Raw genomic sequence first — 25,713 nt, forward strand, 5'->3', positions numbered from 1 at the left:
CTGAAACTGCAATTAAAATCAACGAAACTGCAATTAAATTCCCTAGAATCCCATATTAGATAGGATATTACCCATACCGGTTAGGGTATCTAGCATGAATTATTGTTCAAAAGTAGATATACAAAGATGGAAAATCAAAAAATTTTGCACTAACTCTTTCTAAAACAACTAAAAAGGTGAAGAAATCCACTAAATATATACAAATGGAGATGATAAAATCAACGGTAATTGAAAAACGCCGCTAAGATACCCCCACTTTGCTCCAAGACAGATTGAGATCAACATTACATCTCGAAATTAAATAAAGGCCACCTATTTGCCAGTAACGCTGACTTTTAGGACGGCCTCATTTAACACTATTATTAGAACTATTATTAAAGTGTACTATATGCCCCTTAAGACATATCATTCAGTTTTCATAAATAGGCTCAATTTCTCTAAAATTAAAGATCACTTTAGCTTGTCCTTCTACAAGTTTAGCAAATTCATCCAAAGTAGTATCATACTTAATATAGATTCTAGGTAAACGGTAGTTTTCATTTTTTGTACCTTGTTCCATAAAATATTTAGGTTCGGTTGCCACTGCATAATTATAGTACTTTTTCGTTTCTTCAATTACTTTATCATTATAATTACCATAAGGATAAGATAAAGCGATGACTGACTTACCAGTAATTGCTTGAATTTTATCTTTTGAATCTTTTAACTCATGGTTATAGTCTGTTATTTTTCTTAAATCAGGATGTGTTGCAGTGTGCGATTGAATTGAAAACATCCCTGAATCTGACAGCTTTTTTAAATCCGTGCTAGAAAGACGATCCGGATATCCAATATAATCAGAAATCGCAAATATAGTTGCTCTAGGTTGGAACGTATCAGATTTTAATTTCTGAAAAATTTTTAATACATTTAAGTTGTTTTTATATCCATCATCTATCGTTATAAATATTGGCTTCTTTACATTATTACGCTCTCCCCATTGTTCAAATGTTAATAATGTAAAACCATGATCACGTAAATAAATCATTTGTTTTTCGAAATCCTCTGGTTTGACAAACAAAGCACTTACCCCGTGCCCTGTAAATTCATCGATGGAATGATAAATTAAAATTGGAATTTTTCCTGCTGCACTCGTCTTTGCAGGCAACTGAATGCACAAAAATAGACATAGAAAAAATAAAGAAATTTTTCTCATAAAACTCCTCACTTTTACTTTTTACTACTTAGTGTTCCAAATTCCATTTTATCTATCATGATTTGAAGTATTTTTAACATTAATGTGTAGATATTTCTTTAAATTAAACATAGTCAAAAGACATCTTCTACTATTTTAGCTCTCTGTTAAAGTAGATTATTGATTTTCTTGTTCTACTAAATGCGAGATTAGTTGCACAATAAAATGGAAATATATGTTAATATATTAAGTAGCTAACATAAAAAATTATTATTAGTAAAAGAGGTGAATCTATGAAAAACTTCAGTACGATTTCACTAATATTATTAATCATTGGATTGTTTTTGTTTGGAATAATTTATGTGGTTCCAGGCTTCAACGAACTTATTGCTTTAATTGGTTTTTTATTGTTATTATTTGGGGCGATTTGTAGCTTTATAGCAATTTCCAAAAGAGAAAGAGGCAACACAAAATTTTTTGCAGTATCGTCGTTTTTTATCCTTTTTTTATTGATTACTTGGTTTGAACCTTTTCTGATCCTACGTATGCTAACTTGGATTAAAAATTAAAAAACGCAATAACTACTTATGCAACTAAACTCGGCACATTAGACCATAAAAATGTGGTCTTTTTCTTTTGTCTAGAAATCAACATATGCAAAAGCCCGTTACTTTAAGTTCATAACGGGCTATTCGATTAATGGTTCATTTTCGAAGGATCTATTTGAATAAAAGTTCCTTCAATTGGCTTAATATCAAAAGCCTGACCGAATCCAGCAATATAGCGTCCTTCTATTGGTGTAAGCTTAAATAACGACAAGTCAATGCCTCTTAAAACTTTTATCATCTGTTCCCCGTGATTCTCTACGAATTTTTCGAAGATATGTTCTTTGTCCATATTCCCTACCAACTCAGGAGTACATTTATAACGAATTCGCTCTCTAGCAAATAAAATTGGTGAAGTTGCCTCATCTGCAATGATCATAATACTTACATGCTTATTATTTTCTAAGTATTGAAAATGTGCTGCTATTTTGCTAATGAAAATATAGAATTCTCCCTCATGAATAATAAATGGCGAATAACTGACATGTGGCTCACCTTTATCATCCATTGAACTGATCATCAGCGTTTTACATTGAGACTGAAGTTTCTCGAAGTTTTCAAATTGAAGCTCTAATTGTTTTTCCATAAGCATCTCCTTAAGTATGGTTATTGTTGTTACAAAGTTAATGATAACAATTATCATTCTCATTTTCTATACTATTTTTAGAAAATTTAAATTAGAATAAAAATTACGGAAATCAATTAACAATGACTCAATTTTATTTAAATAGAGTCTTCAAGTAATTTTCTAATAAAAACTGCCGATATTCCCCCAAGTTACAACTACTATTAGATAAGTTATAATAATAAATAATAAAATTTCGTTCGTTAAATTCTTTCAGTAACATAAACGTCTTAGGAATAGGTGATAAAAATGTTCACTCTCTTATTGCTCGTGTTTCTTATAACTTTTATTGCTTTCATACTTCCTAATAGTGTTAAAACTACTTGGAATCAATCTCGTATTTTCATCCTAAAATCTCCTGATTCTACTAAAAAGTCAAAACATATTAACTTTCATTTATTGTGTTAATCTCTGTCATTTGATAAACGATCATAGTTTTTGCCCAAATAAAAGAACCTTAGAATCCTATCCAAGGTTCAATTACATTACTTTTACTTTTCATATCGTAACAACTTTTGTTTAATAGGCGATATTTTTAATAAAACCAATTTTATTTCCAAGAAAATAATTTAGACAAATTATTGCATTATACATAGTGTTAATAAAATAGTTCATTATTCAACTACACCACACCAATCAAGTAATGTGTTGGCAATTACTTCCGCACAACGAAACATTTCATCTAAGTCGATGTACTCATTTGGGTAGTGTGCAACTTTTGTTTCTCCTGGGCCAAATACGATTGTAGGAATTTGTTTTACTTGTGTAAATAATCCGCCGTCCGTTCCCCATGGGGATGCTTCAATGATGGGCTCTTTATTATATACTTGCTGAAAAGATTTTTTCAGAGATTCCATAAATGGATGTTGTAGATCTATACTACCTGGTAACCAACTTGCACCAAAAAATTCAACTTCAACTGGATGCTCAGTAAACCAGTCGTCAATTAAAGATAATGTTTTTAGCCATTTCTGTAATTCAAGTTTAGCTTCTTCTATTTTTTCGTTTGGTGACACTCCTAATCTTCCTTCAAGTGTAACTAAATCTGAAACGGAGGAAGGCCAAGTTCCACCTTTTATTTTTCCGATATTAATTGGAATGGGAATTGGCACATTTTTGTATAATGGGTCATCTAGTAATCTTAAGTTGCGTACTTTTTCTAATTGATTAATATGGTTTATAACTAATATACTTTTTTCAATCGCGCTAACACCTTCATATTTTGTTCCACCATGTGCAACTTTTCCTTTTACATTTATACGAAACCAAATACTGCCTTGCTGTTTTGGAAATATTTTCGTTTTAGTCGGTTCTGGAATCAGGACAGCATCTGCAACGTAGCCACGTAATATAGCAGCTAATGTTCCTGCCCCTCCACTCTCTTCTTCTATTACACTTTGAAAATAAACATCACCTTTAAGGCGAATTTTTGATTTCTTGATTGCTTCAATTGCTAAAAGTGCAGCTACATTGCCACCCTTCATATCAGTCGTCCCTCTACCATATAATCGATTCCCCACAATAACACCGCTATATGGCTGACAATCCCAGCTACTTATTTCTCCTTCTGGAACAACATCAATATGTCCATTTAATATAATTGATCGACCATTTCCTATTCCTTTTAAAGTTGCTACAATATTTGGACTGTTTTTGAATGAACTTCTCTCCGAAATAAAATACGATGATTTATTTAATTCATCAATCGAAGGCTCCCATTTATCAATTTCTAATCCGAGATTCTGTAAATAATTTGTGACAATAGTTTGGGCACTCGCTTCGTTTCCTGATACACTTTTTTCACGAACAAGATCTTGAAGTAACTCAATTGCCTTGCTCCTATTTTTAGTAATATATTCATTAATTTTTGTTTTTAAATCCAATTTTAATCACTCCCAACGGTGAACAATGACATTTGGATTCACAAAAAGTGGGGCACCGGTTTTCTCAATTACATCGCTGACTAAATATGGAGACATAACTTCATTTAACCAAAGCTCTCCGCTTTCTTTCTTAATTTCAATTACAGCCATTTCTGTAATGATTAAATCAACGCATTTTGGCGATGTAAGAGGAAGTGTACATTCTGAAACTATTTTCGGGTCACCATTTTTATTTGTATGATTCATTAAGACGATTACTTTTTTTGATTTTTGGGCTAAATCCATTGCTCCACCAATTCCAGGTACTCTTTTTCCAGGAACAATCCAGTTTGCTAAATCACCATTTTTACTAACTTCTAGTGCACCAAGTACTGTTAAATCTAATAAACCTTTTCGAATAATGGCAAAAGCAATACTACTATCAAAATAACTGGAGCCTGGAATTAATGTAACTGGTAATCCTGCTGCATTACACAAATTCTCATCTTCTTCACCTTTTTGTGGAGTAGGCCCTAACCCTAATACACCATTTTCTGCATGAAACATAACATTGCAATCATCAGATAAGTAATTTGGGATCAGTGAAGGAATTCCAATCCCAAGATTGACAATCATACCATTCTTTACCTCTTTAGCTGCTCGTTTTGCCATCATTTCACGAGGATTTATTTTTCCCAAACCCACTTCCAATTCACTCCTTCCGATTGAACGATGTGATTTACAAATGCCCCTGGTACAATAATCTCCTCAGGTTCTAATGTCCCTAAAGGTACAATTTCCTCAACTTCTGCAATTGTTATTTTTCCAGCCATCGCTACATATGGATTTGTATTTCGAGCGCTTTTATCAAATACCAAATTTCCAAATGGGTCAGCCTTTTTTGCATAGACAATTGAGACATCAGAAATAAGAGGTGTTTCAACTAAATATTCCTTTCCAAATACATTCACTCTCTGTTTATCTACATCAATGACACTATCAATCCCTATATCTACTAATACACCGCCTAATCCAACACCACCCGCCCGAATGCGTTCAATAAAAGTGCCTTGAGGACTAAATTCGATGTCTAATGTACCATCAGTCATTTGCTTTCCGGCATTTGGATTTGATCCGATATGAGTTGTAATCATTTTTTTTACTCGTTTAGCTGTCACTAACTGTCCGATCCCAACATCAGGAAACCCGGTATCATTACCTATTAAAGTAAGATTTTTAAACCCCTTTTCTAGAATGCCTTTTATTAATGTAGGTGGGTTACCAATACCGCCAAACCCACCAAACATTAAAACCATCTCATCTTTAAAATATTGTAAGGCTTCCTCAATACTTATGATTTTTCTGAAAGTATTAATTGCCATTATTTTGTCCCCTTCGCCTCTTTATTTAGCTCAATAAATACATCCATCAATAAAGTTAGCAATTCATCAACTTGTGCATCAGTTATGACTAAAGGTGGAGAAAGCAAGAAACTATTTTCAGATCTTCCATATGGACCACTTACAGAAGGGTATAACAATAATCCTTTATCTTTCGCAATCTCAATAACACGATTTGTTACACTTTTACAGTTAAAAAATTCTTCATTTATTTCAATACCAATCAGTAAACCTTCTCCTCGAATATCAAACAAAAAAGGATAAATTTTCTGCCACTCTTTTAGTTTTAATTTTATTTTTTCACCTTGTACTTTAGAATTTTGTGCTAATCGATTTTTCTCAACATAATTTAAAACGGCTAAAGCTATATTTGCCGAAAGTGGATTTGCACTAAATGTGTGTCCGCTCATAACTAGACGACTTCCTTCTAATATTGGTTGCATGACACGGTCACTTGCAATAGCAACTGCAATCGGTGTATATCCGGCTGCCAATCCTTTTCCAAGAACTAATAAATCGGGCACACAATCCCAATGATTAATTCCAAACATTTCTCCGGTCCTTCCAATTCCTGTCATCACTTCGTCTGCAATAAATAGTACATCATGTTTTTCACAAATTTCTTTAATTTTTTCATAGTATCCTTTCGGAGGGGTTAACGCAGCACCTGCTGCACCAACGATCGGTTCGGCGATAAAAGCAGCTACATTTTCAGATCCTAACTTTTGAATGGAACGCTCAAGTGAAGTAGCACATAGTAAGCCACACTTTCCAGGTTCTAATTCGTATGGACATCTTTTACAATATGGCGCTTCTACCATTGGATAATCCGCTAGTAAGCTAGTAAAACGCTTCCTTCTTAAAGGATGCCCGGACATAGATAAGGCTCCCATCGTAATACCATGGTAGCTCATACTTCTCGAAATAATTTTAGTTTTTGTGTGAATTCCTTTTTCTTGAAAATGCTGAATGGCCATTTTCATAGCCGTTTCAGTTGCTTCTGTACCGCTATTAACAAAAAAACTCCAGTTTAAATCCCCTGGGGTGAGCTGACCTATCTTTTCTGCTAATAATTCCGCAGCTTCACTAGTAAACTGCGATCTGTAAACAAACGCTACTTTATTCGCCTGCTTTACCATTTCATCAACTATTTCCTTTACGCCATGACCAATACTTGCCGCTACAGCACCAGAAGAACCATCAATATACTTCTTTCCTTGCTTGTCCCATAAGTAGATAGTTTCTCCTCGATCAATTATTGGATAGTTTTCACCTACAAGCGGTTTTATTAAATAATCTCTTTTCGTCATACTACCCCACCATCTTTCACTTATATCTCATTTATATATATATAGTTGAAAGCTCATAAAGTTAGACTATTGAAATAACATTACGTATAACTACTAGTAAAATATTATTGTGTTAAATATAAAAGAGGCTGCCATATAAGTCTGATTACCGACTTGTAGGCAGCCTTTTTAAATTTAATTGTTTATTTTTGAACTAAAAAAAGATTGTCAAATTAGACAACCTTTAGAGGCACGTATCAAAATAGTTTATTGTTTACTTCAAGTTAAAAATTCCCTTACCAGTTCCAATTTCTATAGGTAATGATGAATGTTCGTGAACTATGACCCAAGTTTCATTCACTTTTTTTAAACCGTATGTGAACCGATTTGTTATTTGACGAAGCTTCTCACCAGATTCCTCTTGATGTGCAGCAAAAGTTACAGCACAATGAACAAATGCAAGATTTGAATTTTCTTCAATTACTAGATCATTAAATTCAACATTAAGTAAAACGCCATCCTCACTCAATCCATTAAACCAACCTACTACATTTTCCCTCCAAGAAGAAATACTCTTGCACTCCCAGTTCTCCCAAGCATCATAAATATGTAATTCAGGAGCGTACAAGGATAGAAATTTTTCCACATCTTTTTCATATACTGCTGTTTTGTAGTTCTCAAGTACATCTTGAACTTTGTAAAAACCCTCTGTCATTTAATGTATCCCCTTTACCAATTTCAGAAATAGTAGTATGAACCATCAAATACATTCTATATTAAATCAGTTTTTCCTTCTTCAAGTAAAAATGACACTTTGTAAAGTAGAATCAAATCATTCGTTCGATCTGTGTTACTATACTAAAGCATTGCGTTCGTTTCATAAGGTATATTCATTTTTCATTTTCTCGATCGTAAATATAATTAATAAATTGATCATGTAATTCGATATTTCCTCTTACAGATTCATTATTATTCTTATTGATTAATTCAACATCATAAGACAAATCACCATATCCATCGATCATTTCCAGTATTCTATAAATAACACATTCTATGGTTTCATTTTGCACTTTCTTAAATGCTGAAATCTCTTCATCAGTGATTAACTTTTGTTTTAGTAACTTATACTCTTTGTTTAATGAACTGTTCCTAGGATTATTAAGATATGAATCAGATAAGTCGACTTCTAAATCTTTAATATTTTTCAAAGCACGGAATAGTTCTAATTGATATTCTTTCAAAAAAATATAGCCCCCTTCAACAGTAGTGGCACTAATTAGACAATACTTTCGGCTTCCCAGGTCCCGCTTAACATTAGCACTAAACCTATTAGTTAAATATTAGTTATCACTCTTACCTTCGACTATTATATCTTCAGCTACAATCTTAAATTCTATAAATGGAATGTCGAATAGGACATGAAGTTCATAACCTGACTTTGCTGGATAAACCTCATCGTAAAGCCAAAAACCACCTTTAATATCCTCAGGCATACTTATTTCTTTAACTCCCTTAAAAGTGAGTTTGATTTCAGTAAAATCATTAAATCCGCCTGCACAATCTAAATTTATAACAAATGTATCGATTGAAAGATTTTCAATTGATTTTACATTTGAATCATGTAATGAAATCTCATTTAATTTTACAATGCTTAATGGAAGTAAATCTTTACTCGCGTTATATTTTGATCGATACTCTTTATTCAGATCCTCCATTTGCTGGTCGTATTCATCTTTCCAATTATTAATCATATTTCTAAGTTTTTCTGATGGATACGCTGTATTCAATGTTCCATCATTAATATATGAATGGAACGATTCAGGAAGAAATTTTAGCAAATCATTTTTAAAAAATTCTAAGTCTTTTTTAAGATTTTTAATATAATCTTTTCCATTCGATTCAAAATACTTAATCGTTTCATCCCATTCTTCCTTTGTATCTGGAAAGTTCAAGAAACTATATAATTGCATTTCTTTGTACCAGTCTTTTGAATAATACTTCATTTCTTTAATCTCCATTTCTTTGGCAAGTCTCATTTGAACTTAGTATTATATTAAACTATTGCATCCATAACAAAAATACCAATCAGTCCTAATTTCTAAGAAAAGTGGACAGGTTGTAAGGAGAAAATCAAAAAACAATTAACCGTGATAAAAGTGTTTATTAAAATCGAATTCGTCACTTTTTACCCCCACCAGAGTTATAAATACGATCAAGACAATTATACCTAAATATTCCTAACTAAGGGAAATTCGTCCTAATTTAAAGTAAAATTTCAGACAATCCTTATTAATCAGCAATACTTCCATATAGTTCCATAAAAAAAATCGGCTTTTCAGCCGATTTTTTCATGCGTTAGCTAGATAGATACATGATTTCTTAGTTATGATTTTACAATATTATATGTAAGGCCAATTACACCAGAATTAAATGTTTTGTTTTCTACAAGAGAGAGGTTGCGTTTAGATCCTAAGCCCTTAAATAAAGGTAGACCGCTTCCTATAATAACTGGTGAAATAGTAATTTTAATTACATCAATTAAATCAAGTTCCATAAGACTATGTGCAAACCTTGGGCTACCTAAAATAATGATATCATTACCTGACTGCTTTTTTATGTTTTTAATTTCTTCTTCAATATTTTCTTTTACTAATCTTGAATTCTTCCAATCAGCTTGTTCAAGTGTCGTAGAAAAAACAACCTTTGATGTCTCTTCTATCCATTTAGCATGTTCAAGTTCATATTCTGTTGATTCAGGGTTAGAAGGTACTGAAGTCCAATAATTCATCATCATCTGATATGTCCCTTTACCCCAAAACACTGTGTCTACAGTACTTAAAATTTCTCTAGCATGCTTTTCTAATTCTTCATTATAAGCAACAAATCCAATATCCATTGCACCGTTTGGTCCTTCTACAAATCCATCTAAAGAAGAATGTAAAAATAAAATAACATTTCTCATAAAATCCTCCTATTTACTAAGTTAGTGGTGTTTTCTTCTATTTATATAAACAAGGAATTACTGTTTTTTATAGTTGATAAGAAATTTTTCTTCTTAAATCTTTCCCTAAATTCTTCACTTTTTAAAAAAAACTTGTTTTGTCTAGCTTTTAACGTCAAACCTTTAATATTTTCCCCATTTCTAAATTGATCAATACTGCCAGTTAGTTTAAAAACATCGACAAAAATGTCGATCATGTTCTTCAATTTGCGCAATGCGTTTAGTAATATATGTATAATAACTGTATTTAAAAGCTCTTGAACAAATAAATAAATTAAATACGTTTTGGTCGTAAAAACGTGGATTTGTTAATATAAGTTGATAAATCTATATTAGGATACTCATCTTGAATTAATTGATAAATTTCTTGAATTATTAATTCTAATTCTTTTAATCCATCTTCTGGCTTTCTAGTGAAAATAAGTTCAAGTCGTTCTAATACATTTTCTGGTTTATTCGTCATTGTATCTAAAGAGTTTTTTTGCCATTTGAACCCAGGGTGTATGACATATTGACGATTAAGTCCAAATAACAAAGCCATTATACTAGTCTGAACTGAGACAACTACTTTATAAAACATCAACCAGTCTTTCCGGCTAAGCAATGTTTCTCGATTATTCCATCGATTACCAAAATCAATGTGTTCTAATATCATTGCCTCACTTAATTCCTTTGGATACTCACTAACTCTCTCTTTAAGTTTTGTAATCAAAAGTTCCCCATATAAAGGTACACCATAATAGACAGATGCTATAAGACATTGCAAATCAAAGCTTGTCTCAAAGTTTAATATAACTTCGTCGATGACTCTTTCAATCGTTTTTGTTAGAAAACTGCTAATCTCAAGTTTCACATTCTTGGTTATATAAGTTTCAGCCCACTCTTCCTCTTCAAAAACATGAAAATCAATAATATTTCCGTTTAGTATTTGAATAGGAGTTTTCCTATCTTCATCAGTCGGTTCTTCTTTCCAAAATATTAAAAGTTCAATATCAGAAAATTCGTCTTCCCAATTTCGTGAAACTGAGCCAGCAAGTAAGACAGCTTCAACCTTTGGATTTTTCTTATAAATAATTGAAATATCTGTTGCTAAAGTTTTTAAATTCACTTTCTCTCTCCAATTCAAAAAAACTTTTTAAAACGGCACTTTTACTAGTATTCGGCGAAAGTTATTATTTCCCTTGTTCTACTGATATGCCATTTACTTGAAAAACAATAAAAAAAAGGATCTTCATTGAAAATCCTTTTTTTATACAAGAAGTGTATGGAATAGTGTTTACCAGGCACTACCACCACTATATCTTATGGCCTGTCTGTTTGAATGAATGGGTCCGTTGTCCTAATTTGTCATTGGTAATATTTTACAAAAAACCCTATGTATTACATAAATAATAACGATAAATCCTTTTCCGAAACAATAGCGTTTCGATAGTCCTTATACTAAAGGATGTGTTTGTTGCCTAAAAATTAATTATAATAATTTTCATCGAATACAATTATGGCTTCAACTGGTTCATGTGGTTCACTGTCTACAAATGGTGCATAGACACTCCAAAGTACATCATAGAACACTTGAATAACTTTTAATCAGTTTTAATTCCAGTTTGACCAATTTTATGTTTTTTCTAATTTGAAGCTCTTTTTTTCAATCTCACAAAGCAAACAAAAAAAAAGAGAGGTCCCTCTAAGTTTTAGGACCTACTCATTATGTTATTTATCCTATTTTCTTAATTTCATATTGAATCGATTACATCACTTTTTATTAGCGAACTTCATCATAAAATAATAGCTCACTCTTGGGAATAAAGAATAAAGTTTTGTACCAAATCCCATCCAAGAAGGTAAATCAATTTCATGAATATTTTTTCCGATTAACGAAATAACTTTAGACGCAACTTTTTCTGGCTCAAGCATCATTTTACGAACAGATTTAGCATATGATCCTGTCTCATCTGCAATATCAAAAAACGGTGTATCCATCGGTCCTGGATTTACATTTGTTATAATAATTCCGTCCTTTTCAACTTCTTGTCTTAAAGCATTGCTGAATCCAAGTACTGCATGTTTAGATCCTGCGTATGCTGCAGCTTTAGATGTCGCAATCTTCCCTGCTAAAGAAGCGATATTTATGATATGTCCCTTACCTTTCAACTTCATAGATGTAAGTGCAAGCTTTGAACAAGTCATAACGCCAAATACATTTACGTCAAACATTTGTTTCATCTCTTGAACTGACATTTGCTCAACTGTTTGGAATAGACCATATCCTGCATTATTTATTAAAACATCAATTCCATCAAATTGTTCTTCAATTTGTTGAAATGCATCATATACCGCTGTTTCATCTGTCACGTCCACTACAAAATAATGACATTTAACAGGAAATTCTTCTTGAATTTTTTCCTTTAGGTTTTTTAGCTCTGATTCTCTTCTAGCAATTAAGACAATATTAGCGTCTTTTTTTGCTGCCTCTAAAGCTAAATCTTTACCAAGCCCACTAGAAGCACCTGTTATAACTACTGTTTGGTTACTTAACCTCAAAAATTTCCACCTCTACTATTGACTGACTGAATGCTCATTCGTTTTATACTCAAGTATACCATCATTTCGTTCATTTAAACTAATAAAACCTAAGTTTTCCAGGTAGTCTAATTGACCGATTGTTTCTGATAGAGTAAGTGAAAGTTGTTTTAAATAAACCTTTGGAAATAACATTTGGCAAACTTCATAGGCTGTAAGTGGTTGCTGTTTAATCATTTCATATACCTTTTCAGCTCTAGCCTTCTGTTTTTCTAATCTACTTTTTACTAAACTTTTAATATCTGTAACTGGGTCACCATGTCCAGTATATAATTTTGTGATTGGAAGTTCTGCTATTCTTTTTAAAGAATGATTATATTGAAGTAATGGCTTTACACGTTCTGTTTCACCATTTAAAGGAGGCTCAATAATTGGGTTAGATGAAACCTTATCTAATAACAAATCTCCACCAAAAGCAATACCATCATCTTCACTAATTAAAGAAATATGAGAAGTTGCATGACCTGGTGTGTACAACACCTTTAAATTAAAAATACTTTCAATTCGATCGCCTTCATCTATAATATGAGTTAATGAACGCTTACTTGTATACGGCATCTTCTCGGTCGTGCGTGGCATTTTTTGTACAAACTCATTCGGTACTCCGTAAAGTTTTGCATTTTCAATAAAATACTCATTGTAGTAGTTTAAAAACGATTCATCCTGAGTCAAATACGGAATATTTCTCTCATGTCCTAAAATTTTTATATCCTCATTAAACTCCTCTAATAATCCTGCATGATCTGGATGATGATGCGTTAAAATTACTTGTTCAATATCTTCTAATTTATAACCAATTTTATCTAATTCACTCTTCAGTGCATCTAATGTATCAGGCGTATTTGTTCCCGTATCAATTAAAGTCAATAAATCTCCTTCAACTAAAAATACATTTACTGTATTCATAGCATACGGAACCGGGAGTGTAATTTGGTGAATCTTATTTTCAGGGATCATCCTTATTCCTCCTTATCTGAATCTTCTTACAGTTAATTCTAATATACATTTTCAAAAATACAAACTAAGTTGCTTTAAATTTTTCAAAGCACAGTCTAATATTACTAAAAAAATGACTTACCTCCAGTTAAAGCCAAAAAAAATTTATTAAATTAAATAAAAGCACAATGTCAACAAGGAATATAGCATATGTTTCTCTAATATAATTATCTATTACAATAAGGGTGAGGTGAGTGTAATGTTTCTAGGAAAAGTTGCGTTTATAGGTGCAGGTAGTATTGCAGAAGCATTAATAGCAGGATTAATTGATAGTGGTTATATTGAAAATGATCAAATTGCTATTACAAATAAAGAGGATCTTGATCGTTTAGATACATTACATACTAAATATGGTGTATTAGCTACTACTAACCGTCAGCTTGCCATCTCTGGTTCTAGTGTAGTTTTTTTAGCGATGAAGCCTAAAGATGTTGGAGTCGCGCTTGAACAATGTAAAAATCTTTTAAATGAAAAGCAACTAATCATTTCATTAGTAGCAGGTGTTTCAATCAGTACACTCAAACAGCTATTAGGAAATGATAATATGAATATTATTCGAGCAATGCCGACTACATCCTCACTTGTTCGAAAATCCGCAACTGCTCTTGCATACCCAGATGAAGTTCCATTTGAAAAAGTGCAAACAGCAAAAAGATTATTTGAACGAGTTGGTATTGTAGCTAAAGTAGAGGAAGACGAATTACATGCAATGACTGGATTATTTGGTAGTGGGCCAGCTTATATTTATTATGTCATTGAACAATTTGAACGTGCTGCGATGGCACTAGGTATCCATCGGGATATTGCTAAACCATTCATTCAACAAACTCTAATGGGATCTATTACAATGCTTCAAGAAACGAATAAATCGCCATTAACGTTGAGAAAGAAAGTTACGAGCCCAAATGGAACAACTCAAGCAGGAGTATCTGTTCTTGAAGACCGTGAAGTTGCTAATTCATTTTTAAATTGCTTTATTGAGGCAACTGTTCGATCACGTGAAATTCAAGAGGAATATGAAAAAATTAATAAAGTTTAATATGCTTGTCATGACTCTCCTCCTTAGGTAATAAAATGATACAGGTAACTGTGTTGTCCTAAGGGGGAGAGTTTTTAAGATGAAAATAACAAACAGTAAAGTATTGCGAGCAAGTATAAAGCGTATTCTCATCACTTTCGCTTTAATCGTTACTTTAATTTTACTAATTGGCTTTCTAACAATCAGTTATGTTGTTGGCAATTCAATGGTTGAAGCAAAAGATAAACCACTTAGTTATCCTCAAAAAGTATCAACTCTCCTACTATCAAAGATTGATTCATTGAAGAAAAATAAAGAAGTTAATCATGTCATACATAAAGGCAGAATTAAGGGGAAATAAATAAATCCTACTTTAATGCCGACCAATATTCTTGTAGTAAAACTCATAGACTGACGAGCCTTTAGGAGAAGAAAGAAGTAATTTGAAACTACATCGATTTTTCTACACCGTTGCCAAGTTAAAAAGAGCAAGAGGATCTACAAATCCCCTTGCTCACTAACTATTATTTTTGAATAGCATGATTTGTTGCAACTTCTTCATGCATAATATGAAACTCTTTTTTAATGATATCTTTTTTCAACTTTTTATAATCATCTTCACTAATTGTTGGTGGCAGTGTAATTAAAATTCTTCTATAAACCGAATCACTGTCTAGTGTAATACAGCTTTTCAAATTCGAATATTTATTTACTAGTTTAGCTAAGGTTGCTAATGCACCCTCGTGCTCCATCGTACTTACTGTTAGTGAGTAACCGCCATCCTTCAGTCCCCAAGCTTCTTCTAATAACTCAAAAACTGTTTTATGTGTTAAAATCCCAACAAATTCATTTAAATCATTTACTACTGCTAAATATGGAAAACGTTTAATCGTAAAAAACACTTTAAAAAATGGCGCATCCTCTTGAATCGGTGGGCATTCTTTACGTACGAAATCATTTACCGTTTTCCCTTGTAAAGAATCATTATCTACTAAATACTCCGCTAAATCTACTCGATATAAATTTCCTACATACTCTTTATCATTTTCACTTAAAACTGGAATGCATCGGTACTTCGTTTTCTTTAATAAATCCCACGCAAACTGAGCTTCAGTAGAAACCATACAATGTACTACATCATGTTTTTTTACGATATTACTTTTAATTCTCAATCAAAACCCTACTTTCAATATTTATTTTACGAATCATTCCTAATTTTTCTCAATTAAAAATACATTTACACATATAAAAGCTTCATCAAGTTGTAGATTTAAGCGCTGTTATCGAAAGTAGTTATGATATAATCAGCTCACTTCCCACCTTTCTTCAATTTTAAGCCTCCTTATTCTTTCCCCGCTGTAGATCAAGATGTTTAGTATATTTGCAGGAAACTTTGCGGATGTACCTTAAACTATATTTCGAACTATTTTAACAGAACTCTTTTGAACAATCTCGAAGCCTTTCATAAATAAATTCGCCCTTTCTCAAAATGTCCCTTTTTTGTTTTTACATTTAATTCTTAATTTTCAAATAATTATACTAAACAATACAAAGACAACATTTTATTAATATTTCTAAATGAGAAATTTATTCCTAAAAAATAGCTGTAGTTTTATATAGGTGATCTTTGAAGGGGTTCATGGGTTAAGAATAGAGGGCATTTTGAAATTTCTTAACTCATAAAGGGGTCATGAGTTAAAAATAGAGTGCATTTATGAAATTTCTTAACTCATAACGGGGTCATGAGTTAAAAATAGAGTGGGTTTATGAAATTTCTTAACTCATACGAGGGTCATGAGTTAAAAATAGAGTGCTATTATGTAATTTCTTAACTCATAACGTGGTCATGAGTTAAAAATAGAGTGCAATTACGAAATTTCTTAACTCATACGGCGTTCACTATATTCACTAATAAAAAAAGAATATCAGACGCTTTTTTAGCGACTGATATTCTTAACAATAATAATTATTTTCTCAAAGTTTTTAATGCGCCACTCCAAGCAATAACTTGGTCAAGCATTGCATTTACATTATTAAGGTGTAATTCAGCTGGTTTGAAAGTAGTATAGTTTTCAAAATCGGTAAATAATGACAGTGTTGGGTGAGTACGAACGTCTGCGATCATTAGCTCGCCTAATATTCCTCTTAAATGTTCAGCTGCACGGGCACCGCCTGTTGAACCGTAACTAACTATACCTGCTGCTTTGTTATTCCAGGCATCTCGAGCGAAATCAAGTGCATTTTTTAATGCCCCTGTAATACTGTGATTGTATTCCTGAACGATAAATACGAATCCATCTAAGCTGTTAAGTTTTTCGTTCCAAGCTGCAATTCCTGGTTCAGTCCCATCAGTTGTTCCTAAAAAAGGTAATTGATAATCAGCTATATCTACAATTTCATAGTTTGCATCTTCACGTTTGTCAGCTAATCCTTTAAGCCATTCTCCCACTTGTGGGCTAACTCGTCCCTGTCTTGTACTACCTAAAATAATACCTACTTTTAATTTTTCATTTGCCATTGTTTTTTCCTCCTATTTAGCTTACTAATATATATTTTTCCAAATTTTGTGCACCTATTCCAATTCTCTTAAATAAATTACTTCGCTGTTCATTATCATCATTCGAGAAAAATAATAAATTTTGAGAAATGGTTGCAACGTGTTTGGGAAAAATCTCGTCTAATAAAGCTATCCCTTCTTCGGGCAGTACAACATTAGAAGCTCTTGTATTATTTGAGTTTGTTTGTCTTTCTTAAAGACCTATTTCTACAACAACAGCTCTGGAAGCCTTCATCCAAACACGAAATTTAGTTTAATTTGTTTTTGCATCAGCCAAGGTTATTTTAGTGTTTCTATTTAAAGAATCATTTATATTTCTCTCCATTTAAATTGAGTATTATTACAATATTCTCAATATTGGGACTCCTACATCCTAACATTAGGTTATATTTCATGTCAAAAAAAACAACCCAATTTATGGTAATTGGGTTGTTTCGCATGTGTAAATTTAAATACGATATTACAAATTTATCTATTTAGATCACAATCATTTAATGTTCTGTTATCTAAACTAAGACTATTTTTTCATTTAAACAAATAAAAAAGTGTAGAGAAATTTTTAATGGATTCTCTACACTCTAAAGAAGTGATTATCTTCTCTTCTTCTTTAAACTATTTGCTTAATTTAACTTTTACATCTTTTTTTAATTGATCAATTTTATAATCAAATGATTGTAAATCAAATTCTGAACGGACTCTTAATTCTAAATCGCGAATTTGTTTTTCAAAATAGTTGAAATCAATTGACGGCATTTTACTATTAAGTAAATGTTGTGTTTCATTAATCTTTTTTGTAGCGTGAGCCATGTTTTGACGAGACATTAAATCATATTTTTTCGTATGAAGCTCTTTTAATTTTTTTTCGATTTGATTAAGCTGCTCATGCATAAAGCTAATTTCTTCTTCTGTTTTAGTAATTAAAACTGCAAACTTTTCAGCTTGTTCTTTGTAAAAAGTTAAATCTTCACTTGCACGTTTAATTAAATCTTCTGCACTGGCATCAGTTGCTACCTTAAGTTGCTCTTCTCGCTTTAGGACCATTTGTAGTGATCCTTCACGCTCAACTTGGAATTTTGTACGTAGTGAATAATGTTTATCAATCAATCCTCTTACTTTGCCTAACTCATTTTCTGATTGTTTGATGAAGTAATTTAATTGAGAAATTGGATTTTGTTGTTCCTTTTCATCTAATAAACCATGTAAATCTGCTGAGATTTGATCTTTAATTCTAGTAAATAAGTTTTTCATTTTCATACGCTCCTCTTATTTTATAGGGTTAAAATTTTCATCGTAAATTTTATATTCATCTTCTTTAATTCTTTTTTGATTTTTATAATCTTTATATAGGTAATAAAGCAGAATTGCTGCTGCAACACCTATTAAAGAAGGAAGACCATTTATGGCTATCGCTAAACCGATTAATCCGATAATCGTCCAGAAGATTTTCATCAAAATAGAATCTGTTTTCATAAACTTTTTAAAACTGAAATACGTAATGACTAATCCAAGTGCTAATGCAATTAAGCCACCTAAATTCGCTAAAGCAACTCCAATTAATATTAGTACGAGGATAAAAAATAAAAACTTCTTCATGACCTCGTCGCCTCCTTTCAACTTATACTCCTATCTTATACAAGTTTTTATATTCGAATAATGGCCTGAGGAATGGTTTTATATCGGTCTTAAGTAGTAGAAGGAGCCAGGTAAATAAAAAACCAGATCAAAATGGATATCCATTGATCTGGTTTTATACTAAAAGTTAGGTAATTTAACTCCTGCTTTTAATTGTAATAGCTGAGATACTGTTACAAACTGATAACCTTCCTTTTGAAGTGCTGGTAGTATTTGTTTTAATGCTTCAATTGTTTGACTACGGTCACCACCGTGATCATGAAAAAGAACAATATCTCCTTTTCTAGTATCTTTTAATACATTTGATACGATTTTATAAACACCTGGGTTTTTCCAATCAAATGTATCTTGATGCCAAGACCACATAACAGTTAAATAGCCAAGGTCGTGAACCGTATTGATTGAACGCTCACTATAATAACCAAACGGTGGTCTGAATAAGACCGGTTCAACATGTGTAGCTGCAATAATCGCATCATGAGTTTTATGTAATTGATCTCTAATTTGCTCATCAGTTAAATATTGAAGTCTAGCATGAGTATAAGTATGATTTGCAACTTCATGTCCTTCGTTTATTTCTCTTAAAGCAACTTCAGGATATTTAGCAACTCGTTCACCAACTAAAAAAAATGTAGCTTTAGCATTATACTTCTTTAGTAAATCTAGTACAGCAGGAGTATATTCATCATTTGGCCCATCGTCAAAAGTAATTGCGATTACTTTTTCTTTTACTGGTACTTCCCAAATAGCAGTACCTTGCTTTTCATAATAATAACGATTTTTACTTTCAGCATTTACGATATTTGAGTTATACAAAATGAATTGGAAACTTAGTATTAATGAAAGGATAACTTTTAACTGTTTCAAAGCCCCGACCTTCCTTTTACACAGAATACTTATATCATGTCTCTAAAATATTCTTTTATGTACAAATCTCAATTTTTAAAATCCAGTTAAGCTAATAAAAAACTCGCCAATTGGGCGAGTTTTTTACGAAGACAAAGTCGTATACTTAGTTCCTTAAAAACTATGTCTTACCTCTTTGTCGCTCCAAATTTATCTTCCTTAACGTGAAATTAAATTTTTTATCCTTTTTGTATTTCACTCTTTTCTTTTTATTTCGTATTCATCAAAATCATTCGCTATATATGTATTTTCAAATATTTCACGTGCTTCGTTTAATAATTTAATCGAAGAATCACCTTGATACCTTGCACTTATATGTGTTAGGTATAGTGTTTGTATTCCCTCACTTTTAGCGACATTTGCAATTTGAGTGCTTGTCGTATGAAAGTAATCATATGCGTGAGTGGATTCATCATCAGCAAAAGTGGATTCATGAACTACTAAGTCCATCCCTCTTGCAAGTAAGTTACTTTTATTAGTAATACGAGTATCCCCTGCAATTGCTATTTTACGTCCTTTTTTTGAGGTACCGATAAAATCCTTCCCGTTTAACACTCTTCCATCTTCTAATGTTACGGTTTTCCCTTCTTTAAGGAACTTATAAATAGGTCCAGGTTTTACATCAATTTTCTTTAATTCTTCTACATTTAATTCACCAGGTAAATCCTTTTCAATTACTTGGTAACCGAAAGATTGAATGCCATGCTCAAGCTCGATCGCTTGGACAATAAATTGGTCATCTTCAAAAATAATACCTTCAGTCGTCTCAATATATTTAATAGGGTATTTTAAGTATGTTCCGCTAATTCTAAAACTAGTTTCAACATATTCCTTTATCCCTTTAGGTCCATAAATAGTTAATAAATCTTCTCCACCTAGAAATGTTCTACTACTTAACAGCCCAGGTAATCCGAAAATATGATCCCCATGACAGTGAGTAATAAATATTTTCTCAATTCGTCGTGGTCTAATTGGCGTATGTAAAATTTGATGCTGTGTAGCCTCGCCACAATCGAATAACCAAGTAACTCCTCTTTCCTCTAAAAGTTGTAGAGCGATACTTGTTACATTTCGACCTTTCGATGGCATACCTGCTCCCGTTCCTAAAAATACAAGCTTCACGTTAATGCCTCCATCTAATTCATTTCTACTTGTAACAGTACCACTTGTAATTTAAATTGCCAACACTTTAAAGAATGATTTATGAATCGATTGGGAAATTTACACAATAGAGCTTCTTTTTTAAATTTAATTATGTGGAGGAAAACAATGCGAAAACGTTTTTTCCAAATCGCTACAGTTTCAATTATTACTTGCATGACATTGACTAGCTGTACTAGTCGAAATAACAATATAAGTAGTTCATACAAAGAAAAAGAAAAAAAGTTTAAAATCGGAATCGTGATGGGGAAAACCGAAATTCATGATAAAGGGTTTAACCAAGCAGTCTGGGATGGCATTAAAAAAACGGGGAAGAAACATAACTGGAAGGAAAATAAAAATTATGTAAAAACAGATGCCCCTTCAGACAAGGACGCAAAAAAAGAATTAGCGAAGTATGCAAAGAAAAAGTATGATTTAATATTTGGCATCGGCTATTCATTTCAAAAGCCAATCGCTGAAATTGCAAGTAAAGAAGATAAATCTGATTTTGTCATCGTTGACGGAATTGTTGAAAAACCTAATGTCGTAAGTATCACTTATCGTGAAGAACAATCAGCATTCCTAGCAGGAATTGCAGCTGCAATGAATACTAAAACGCATAAGATTGGCTTTGTGGGAGGTACAAAGGATCCATTTATTAAAAGATTTGAATACGGTTTTAAAGCAGGTGTTATGTCAGTAGACCCAAAAATAAAAGTAAAGACTAAATTTGCTAATTCATTCGACAAACCTGAAGAAGGAAGTAAATTGGCCAAATCTTTGTATGGGGAAGATGTTGATATAATCTTTCAAGTAGCAGGAAAAACAGGCCTAGGCGTATTTACTGAAGCAAAAAAATTAAAGAAAAGTGGTAAAAAAGTTTGGGTAATAGGCGTCGACCGAGATCAGTATAAAGAAGGTTTACCAGAGAATGTCACTCTTACATCTGCAATCAAAAGAATTGATAAAGGTGTCGATGAAGTAATCACAAAGAAATTGAAAGGAAACTTTCAAGGTGGCCGTATCTTAAGATGGGGTATAAAAGAAAACGGTGTTGGACTTTCAAAAAACAAGAAAAATTTAAATAAAGATACAGTAAAACAAGTTAATCTATATCAAGCAAATATCAGAACAGGTCATATCGATGTACCAGAAAACAAAGAAGATTTTGATAACTTCTCTCCAGTAAAGCCTGAAAAAGGAGAAATCAAAAAGAAAAAAGTAAAAATCGGTAAATAAAAAAAATTATCTTGTCCAATTTTATGAATATTTCGCATATAGTATAATACCAACAAAAAAAGTTAGGTGTGATACTATGTCAATTCGGGATTTCATATTGCTGTTCTATTGTTTTATTATCTTTTTATCAGTACCAATTGGATATAGGTATGTTTCAAAGAAAACAAAAGAAACTGGTCAATTTCTACCGTTTTTAGTAGTATCGCTTGCCATTGTTTTAGCAGATGGAATCCTCTCAATATTAATATGGTCAATGTTTACATCTCAAATGGATACGTTTATGTATATAGGTGGATTACTTACAGGAATGATCTTCACTTCAATTTGTGGTCTATTACTATTTTTCGTTTTACTTTTAAGAAGAAAGTATTTTATAAACACATTCTCTGATCTAAATCCTGCTTTAATTGAAACAAATCTTCCACCTGAGGAAAATCATAACGATGACTTAAATAATTCTAAGAAATAGAGCCTTCATGCTCTATTTCTTTAGTTTGTAGAGAAATCAAAAAAATTTTATTAATTGGATAAATTAAAAACTAATCAATTGAGAGCTAAAAAATTGAGATTATGTCCTAATTTTGTATATACTTTCTTTAATCGATTTAGGAGGTTTATGAAATGAAAGTTACGATTTATTCGGACTATGTGTGTCCGTTTTGTTATTTAGGAAAAAAACCACTTGAGGAAGCACTTAAAGAAGTTGATGGTGTAGAGCTTGAATGGAAACCATTCCAACTAAGACCTGAAGGGACTGAACCATTAAGTCCTAATAGTTCATATATTCAACAAGGATGGAAATTCGGTGTTCAACCACTAGCTCAAAAGCTTGGCGTTGAAATGATTTTACCAACAATGGATCCCCACCCATCGACTAAGTTAGCACATAGAGGCTTTTTATTTGCAGAAGAAAACGGAAAAGGATCAGAATATGCTCAAGCAGTATTAGCCGGATTCTGGACAGAAGGCAAAGAAATTGGTGATGTAAATGTTCTTGCAGAGATTGTAGAGAATCTTGGCTTAAACCGTTCTCAATTTATTGAGGCTGTTTCAAGTACAAAATACGATTCATCTATCCAAAACCCTAATTTTATTAATGCAGTACCATCATTTATTATTGGTGATAAAGTTTTACAAGGCGTTCAAAGCAAAGAAGCATTTGTTCAAGCGTTAAATAACCAAAAACTAAGTGAGCAATCTTCGCTTAGCTGCGATCTAGAAGGTAACTGCTAATAAAGTATAAATAAAAAAGGATGTTCACATAAGTCTAATTACTGACTTTGGACATCCTTTTTTTTTATTTCACAAAAATTATTTCTTAATTAAGAACAAATAAGAAATAATTAACAAATTATTTTTCCTTCACTTGATTCCAATCAATTTCATATGGATTTGCAGCTAAACTTTTTCTTATTTCAGGATCAATACTCAAGAGATTTTTTATTACTATAGGTTGAGTAGTATCTTCCCAATCTCCACTACCATCATAATACACAGGTTTCTTTTCCAACATGTCACCTCCATCCAGTACTTATCTATGAATAGAATTCGCTTAAGGAGGCGAAATTACCTTTTAAAAATTGGAAAATTACGAATCTTTTTACTCAAAATTCAATCCATACTAAGGAATTTGCATTAGATTTAATTTAAACCTGTAAGAAAAAAGTATCTCATCCTTTAATAATTTAATTTTTCTTACTATAATTACATTATAAATCTACTTTGAAAGGTGTTTTTCTTATGATAAAAGTTGGTATTATTGGTCTTGGCGCAATTGCCCAAAGATTAATTCCTTTATTTTCAAATCATCCAGAAACAAAAGTTGTAGCAATTTGTGACACATTACAAGTTAGAGTTCAAGAAATTAGTAATCAACTAGAGTCTGTTCAATCATTTACAAATCATCTTGAAATGCTTGAAAATACCGAACTAGACCTAGTTTACGTTACAGTACCTCCGAAATATCACTATACAGTCGTATCTGATGTAATCTCAAAAGGAATAAATGTTTTATGCGAAAAGCCTCTAGCGAACTCAACTGAGGAAGCACTCGGACTGTTTACGCAAGCCAAAGAAAAAGGCATTTTTCAAGCAATGAATTTTCCTCTAAACTACAATGTTGGAAGTAAGTCCTTTGCGAACTTAATTAAATCAGGATATGTTGGGAACATAAGAAGAGTCGAACTCAAAATGCGTTTTCCAAATTGGCCAAGACTTTGGCAACAAAATGAATGGGTTGCTACGAAAGAACAAGGTGGCTATGTTTTAGAGGTTGGTGTCCATTACATACAACAAATCCAAAAGATTTTTGGTAAGATGAAAGTCATTACAAAGCATGTTCAATATCCCGTTGACCCACTAGCATCTGAAAATGGGATCATTGCTTTTCTTGAATTAGAAGATGGAACGCCTGTATTAATAGACGGTTTAAGCCAAATTGCAGGTGAAGAAGAAATTAAATTTACAGCTTATGGATCAGAAGGAACTCTTTCATTAGTTAATTGGGCTGATCTAGAAGGCGGAAAAATTGGTGAACCTATTAGGCCTATTGAATCCGATCAAACATTAGCAGATTCATTAATTAATAATTTAGTAAAAGCCCTTAAAGGTGAAGAAGCAACTATCATTGATTTCTCAGAAGGTTACGAGGCACAAGTAGTCTTAGAAGCATTACGCGGATAATTTAGCCTTAAAGAAGATTTAGTATCTATACATAAAAAAGGTGCATTTCTTAATTGAAATACACCTTTATTTTTTCGTTCTTAACTATAACTTATTTAACTGGGATCCAAATTTCAGAATAATAGTCTTCACTAAATGGATTTCCCTCTGGATAAAGCTCAAATTCAGGAATACCTGCATGCGAATAGCCACTTGAAGGGAACCATTCCGAAAATATTTTTTTCCATGCATCTTGCATTGCAGTTGGCATTGCCCCATGGACACCAAATACGGCCCATTTTGAAGCAGAGATTTCATGATGATCAAATCCCTCTGGTGTTTCACCTTCATGCACGGCTGCAACCCAATATTCTAGTAGATTTTTTGATTTTTGCTCCTCATTCATCATACAAACACCTAACACACCTTTAATATCACCATTATTTAATTCATACAAACGGTCACTCGTTCCATTTGAATTAACTTCTTCCCACATTTTAGGAATCAACTGCTGCTGTTGGTCATTTAAAAATGAAAACTCTTTTTTCACTCCAACTACTTGAAAAGCACTTTTTTCTACAATATTAAACTGCATTGGTTCTGCTCCCTTCAAACTCACCTGAATGACAAGGCGGTTATACGATTTTAGTTTTCCGATAAACTTTCTTGCTTCACTTGGCGTTACACCATGCTGTCTTCGAAATGCCTTTGAAAAAGATTCAGGAGAGTCATATCCATATTTCAAGGCGATATCAATTATTTTTAGATCTGTTGTTGTTAGTTCATTTGCAGCTAATGTCAACCTTCTCCGCCTTATATACTCAGCAATATTTATATCTGTTAAAATAGAAAATGTTCGCTGAAAATGAAATACTGATGAATTTGCTTGCTTAGAAATCTCTTCAATCGTTAATTCGTGTAATAAATTGTCTTCGATATAATCAATTGCCTTTTGTAATGATTCAACCCAAGCCATATGACTCCTCCCTTATATACATCCTATCAATTTAAAATCTATCAGTCCT

At 32.2% G+C, this 25,713-nt stretch carries 28 protein-coding genes; 7 read left to right on the top strand and 21 right to left on the bottom strand.

Going from position 1 to position 25,713, the window contains the following annotated elements; all coding sequences use genetic code 11:
- Positions 1-409 precede the first annotated feature (409 nt).
- On the bottom strand, positions 410-1,195 hold the full coding sequence (locus CN692_RS22110) for a polysaccharide deacetylase family protein (RefSeq protein WP_098121290.1): 786 nt from the start codon (positions 1,193-1,195) through the stop codon (positions 410-412).
- 272 nt (positions 1,196-1,467) lie between these two features.
- Between CN692_RS22110 and CN692_RS22115 the strand changes: the two genes are divergently transcribed.
- Complete coding sequence (locus CN692_RS22115) at positions 1,468-1,743, top strand: hypothetical protein (protein ID WP_098121291.1); 276 nt, start codon at positions 1,468-1,470, stop codon at positions 1,741-1,743.
- Between the two features lie 127 nt (positions 1,744-1,870).
- On the opposite strand, the gene CN692_RS22120 is transcribed toward CN692_RS22115, so the two are convergent.
- The 12 genes from CN692_RS22120 to CN692_RS22175 form a co-directional block, all read right to left on the bottom strand.
- Positions 1,871-2,365 carry a HugZ family pyridoxamine 5'-phosphate oxidase gene (locus CN692_RS22120; RefSeq protein ID WP_098121292.1) on the bottom strand — a complete coding sequence of 165 codons (495 nt, stop codon included), beginning with the start codon at positions 2,363-2,365 and terminating at the stop codon, positions 1,871-1,873.
- Between the two features lie 653 nt (positions 2,366-3,018).
- On the bottom strand, positions 3,019-4,287 hold the full coding sequence (locus tag CN692_RS22125; protein ID WP_098121293.1) for a peptidase: 1,269 nt from the start codon (positions 4,285-4,287) through the stop codon (positions 3,019-3,021).
- Positions 4,288-4,293: 6 nt separating this feature from the next.
- Complete coding sequence (locus CN692_RS22130; RefSeq protein ID WP_216854231.1) at positions 4,294-4,941, bottom strand: 3-oxoacid CoA-transferase subunit B; 648 nt, start codon at positions 4,939-4,941, stop codon at positions 4,294-4,296.
- A gap of 11 nt (positions 4,942-4,952) precedes the next feature.
- Positions 4,953-5,582, bottom strand: a complete 630-nt coding sequence (locus CN692_RS22135) for a CoA transferase subunit A (protein ID WP_257144098.1) — start codon at positions 5,580-5,582, stop codon at positions 4,953-4,955.
- Positions 5,583-5,647: 65 nt separating this feature from the next.
- A complete protein-coding gene (locus tag CN692_RS22140) occupies positions 5,648-6,976 on the bottom strand; it encodes an aspartate aminotransferase family protein (protein ID WP_098121296.1) in 1,329 nt (442 codons plus the stop codon).
- 253 nt (positions 6,977-7,229) lie between these two features.
- A complete protein-coding gene (locus CN692_RS22145) occupies positions 7,230-7,670 on the bottom strand; it encodes a YybH family protein (protein ID WP_098121297.1) in 441 nt (146 codons plus the stop codon).
- A gap of 175 nt (positions 7,671-7,845) precedes the next feature.
- Entirely contained in the window at positions 7,846-8,196 is a 351-nt protein-coding gene (locus CN692_RS22150) for a hypothetical protein (protein WP_098121298.1), read from the bottom strand.
- Positions 8,197-8,295: 99 nt separating this feature from the next.
- Positions 8,296-8,958, bottom strand: a complete 663-nt coding sequence (locus tag CN692_RS22155) for a DUF4085 family protein (protein WP_179874517.1) — start codon at positions 8,956-8,958, stop codon at positions 8,296-8,298.
- 380 nt (positions 8,959-9,338) lie between these two features.
- Positions 9,339-9,917 (bottom strand): dihydrofolate reductase family protein, encoded by a 579-nt coding sequence (locus CN692_RS22160; protein WP_098121300.1) that lies wholly within the window; start codon positions 9,915-9,917, stop codon positions 9,339-9,341.
- Positions 9,918-10,230: 313 nt separating this feature from the next.
- Positions 10,231-11,064, bottom strand: coding sequence for a DUF4037 domain-containing protein (locus tag CN692_RS22165; RefSeq protein WP_098121301.1), 834 nt, complete (start codon positions 11,062-11,064; stop codon positions 10,231-10,233).
- A 644-nt stretch (positions 11,065-11,708) separates the two neighbouring features.
- Positions 11,709-12,497 carry an SDR family NAD(P)-dependent oxidoreductase gene (locus CN692_RS22170; RefSeq protein WP_098121302.1) on the bottom strand — a complete coding sequence of 263 codons (789 nt, stop codon included), beginning with the start codon at positions 12,495-12,497 and terminating at the stop codon, positions 11,709-11,711.
- 15 nt (positions 12,498-12,512) lie between these two features.
- The gene (locus tag CN692_RS22175; protein WP_098121303.1) at positions 12,513-13,493 is read right to left on the bottom strand and encodes an MBL fold metallo-hydrolase; all 981 of its coding nucleotides are present in this window, start codon (positions 13,491-13,493) and stop codon (positions 12,513-12,515) included.
- Positions 13,494-13,731: 238 nt separating this feature from the next.
- Here CN692_RS22175 and proC point away from each other — a divergent pair, with 238 nt between their 5' ends.
- A complete protein-coding gene (gene proC / locus CN692_RS22180) occupies positions 13,732-14,571 on the top strand; it encodes a pyrroline-5-carboxylate reductase (RefSeq protein ID WP_098121304.1) in 840 nt (279 codons plus the stop codon).
- A 79-nt stretch (positions 14,572-14,650) separates the two neighbouring features.
- Complete coding sequence (locus tag CN692_RS22185; RefSeq protein WP_098121305.1) at positions 14,651-14,911, top strand: hypothetical protein; 261 nt, start codon at positions 14,651-14,653, stop codon at positions 14,909-14,911.
- A gap of 163 nt (positions 14,912-15,074) precedes the next feature.
- Here the strand turns inward: CN692_RS22185 and cbpA are convergent, their stop codons facing one another.
- The 6 genes from cbpA to rnz all read right to left on the bottom strand — a co-directional run bounded on the left by cbpA (position 15,075) and on the right by rnz (position 20,767).
- A complete protein-coding gene (cbpA, locus tag CN692_RS22190; protein WP_098121306.1) occupies positions 15,075-15,722 on the bottom strand; it encodes a cyclic di-AMP binding protein CbpA in 648 nt (215 codons plus the stop codon).
- 794 nt (positions 15,723-16,516) lie between these two features.
- Complete coding sequence (locus CN692_RS22195) at positions 16,517-17,068, bottom strand: NADPH-dependent FMN reductase (RefSeq protein ID WP_098121307.1); 552 nt, start codon at positions 17,066-17,068, stop codon at positions 16,517-16,519.
- 651 nt (positions 17,069-17,719) lie between these two features.
- Positions 17,720-18,355: a PspA/IM30 family protein gene (locus CN692_RS22200; protein WP_179874518.1), complete on the bottom strand. Its 636-nt coding sequence runs from the start codon at positions 18,353-18,355 to the stop codon at positions 17,720-17,722.
- A gap of 15 nt (positions 18,356-18,370) precedes the next feature.
- Entirely contained in the window at positions 18,371-18,700 is a 330-nt protein-coding gene (locus tag CN692_RS22205; protein ID WP_098121309.1) for a lmo0954 family membrane protein, read from the bottom strand.
- A 159-nt stretch (positions 18,701-18,859) separates the two neighbouring features.
- The gene (locus tag CN692_RS22210; RefSeq protein WP_098121310.1) at positions 18,860-19,606 is read right to left on the bottom strand and encodes a polysaccharide deacetylase family protein; all 747 of its coding nucleotides are present in this window, start codon (positions 19,604-19,606) and stop codon (positions 18,860-18,862) included.
- Positions 19,607-19,840: 234 nt separating this feature from the next.
- Positions 19,841-20,767 carry a ribonuclease Z gene (rnz, locus tag CN692_RS22215; RefSeq protein WP_098121311.1) on the bottom strand — a complete coding sequence of 309 codons (927 nt, stop codon included), beginning with the start codon at positions 20,765-20,767 and terminating at the stop codon, positions 19,841-19,843.
- Positions 20,768-20,914: 147 nt separating this feature from the next.
- Here rnz and CN692_RS22220 point away from each other — a divergent pair, with 147 nt between their 5' ends.
- The 3 genes from CN692_RS22220 to CN692_RS22230 all read left to right on the top strand — a co-directional run bounded on the left by CN692_RS22220 (position 20,915) and on the right by CN692_RS22230 (position 23,260).
- On the top strand, positions 20,915-22,027 hold the full coding sequence (locus CN692_RS22220) for a BMP family lipoprotein (RefSeq protein ID WP_179874519.1): 1,113 nt from the start codon (positions 20,915-20,917) through the stop codon (positions 22,025-22,027).
- Between the two features lie 76 nt (positions 22,028-22,103).
- On the top strand, positions 22,104-22,496 hold the full coding sequence (locus CN692_RS22225; protein ID WP_098121313.1) for a hypothetical protein: 393 nt from the start codon (positions 22,104-22,106) through the stop codon (positions 22,494-22,496).
- Positions 22,497-22,648: 152 nt separating this feature from the next.
- Positions 22,649-23,260 carry a DsbA family oxidoreductase gene (locus CN692_RS22230; protein ID WP_098121314.1) on the top strand — a complete coding sequence of 204 codons (612 nt, stop codon included), beginning with the start codon at positions 22,649-22,651 and terminating at the stop codon, positions 23,258-23,260.
- 118 nt (positions 23,261-23,378) lie between these two features.
- On the opposite strand, the gene CN692_RS26315 is transcribed toward CN692_RS22230, so the two are convergent.
- A complete protein-coding gene (locus tag CN692_RS26315) occupies positions 23,379-23,537 on the bottom strand; it encodes a hypothetical protein (RefSeq protein WP_179865518.1) in 159 nt (52 codons plus the stop codon).
- 230 nt (positions 23,538-23,767) lie between these two features.
- Here CN692_RS26315 and CN692_RS22235 point away from each other — a divergent pair, with 230 nt between their 5' ends.
- A complete protein-coding gene (locus tag CN692_RS22235; protein WP_098121315.1) occupies positions 23,768-24,709 on the top strand; it encodes a Gfo/Idh/MocA family protein in 942 nt (313 codons plus the stop codon).
- Positions 24,710-24,800: 91 nt separating this feature from the next.
- Here the strand turns inward: CN692_RS22235 and CN692_RS22240 are convergent, their stop codons facing one another.
- Positions 24,801-25,664: an AraC family transcriptional regulator gene (locus CN692_RS22240; RefSeq protein ID WP_098121316.1), complete on the bottom strand. Its 864-nt coding sequence runs from the start codon at positions 25,662-25,664 to the stop codon at positions 24,801-24,803.
- Positions 25,665-25,713: the final 49 nt, after the last annotated feature.

Origin of the sequence: Bacillus sp. AFS002410 (assembly GCF_002556365.1) — a bacterium.
In the GTDB taxonomy this organism is placed as follows: domain Bacteria; phylum Bacillota; class Bacilli; order Bacillales; family Bacillaceae_G; genus Gottfriedia.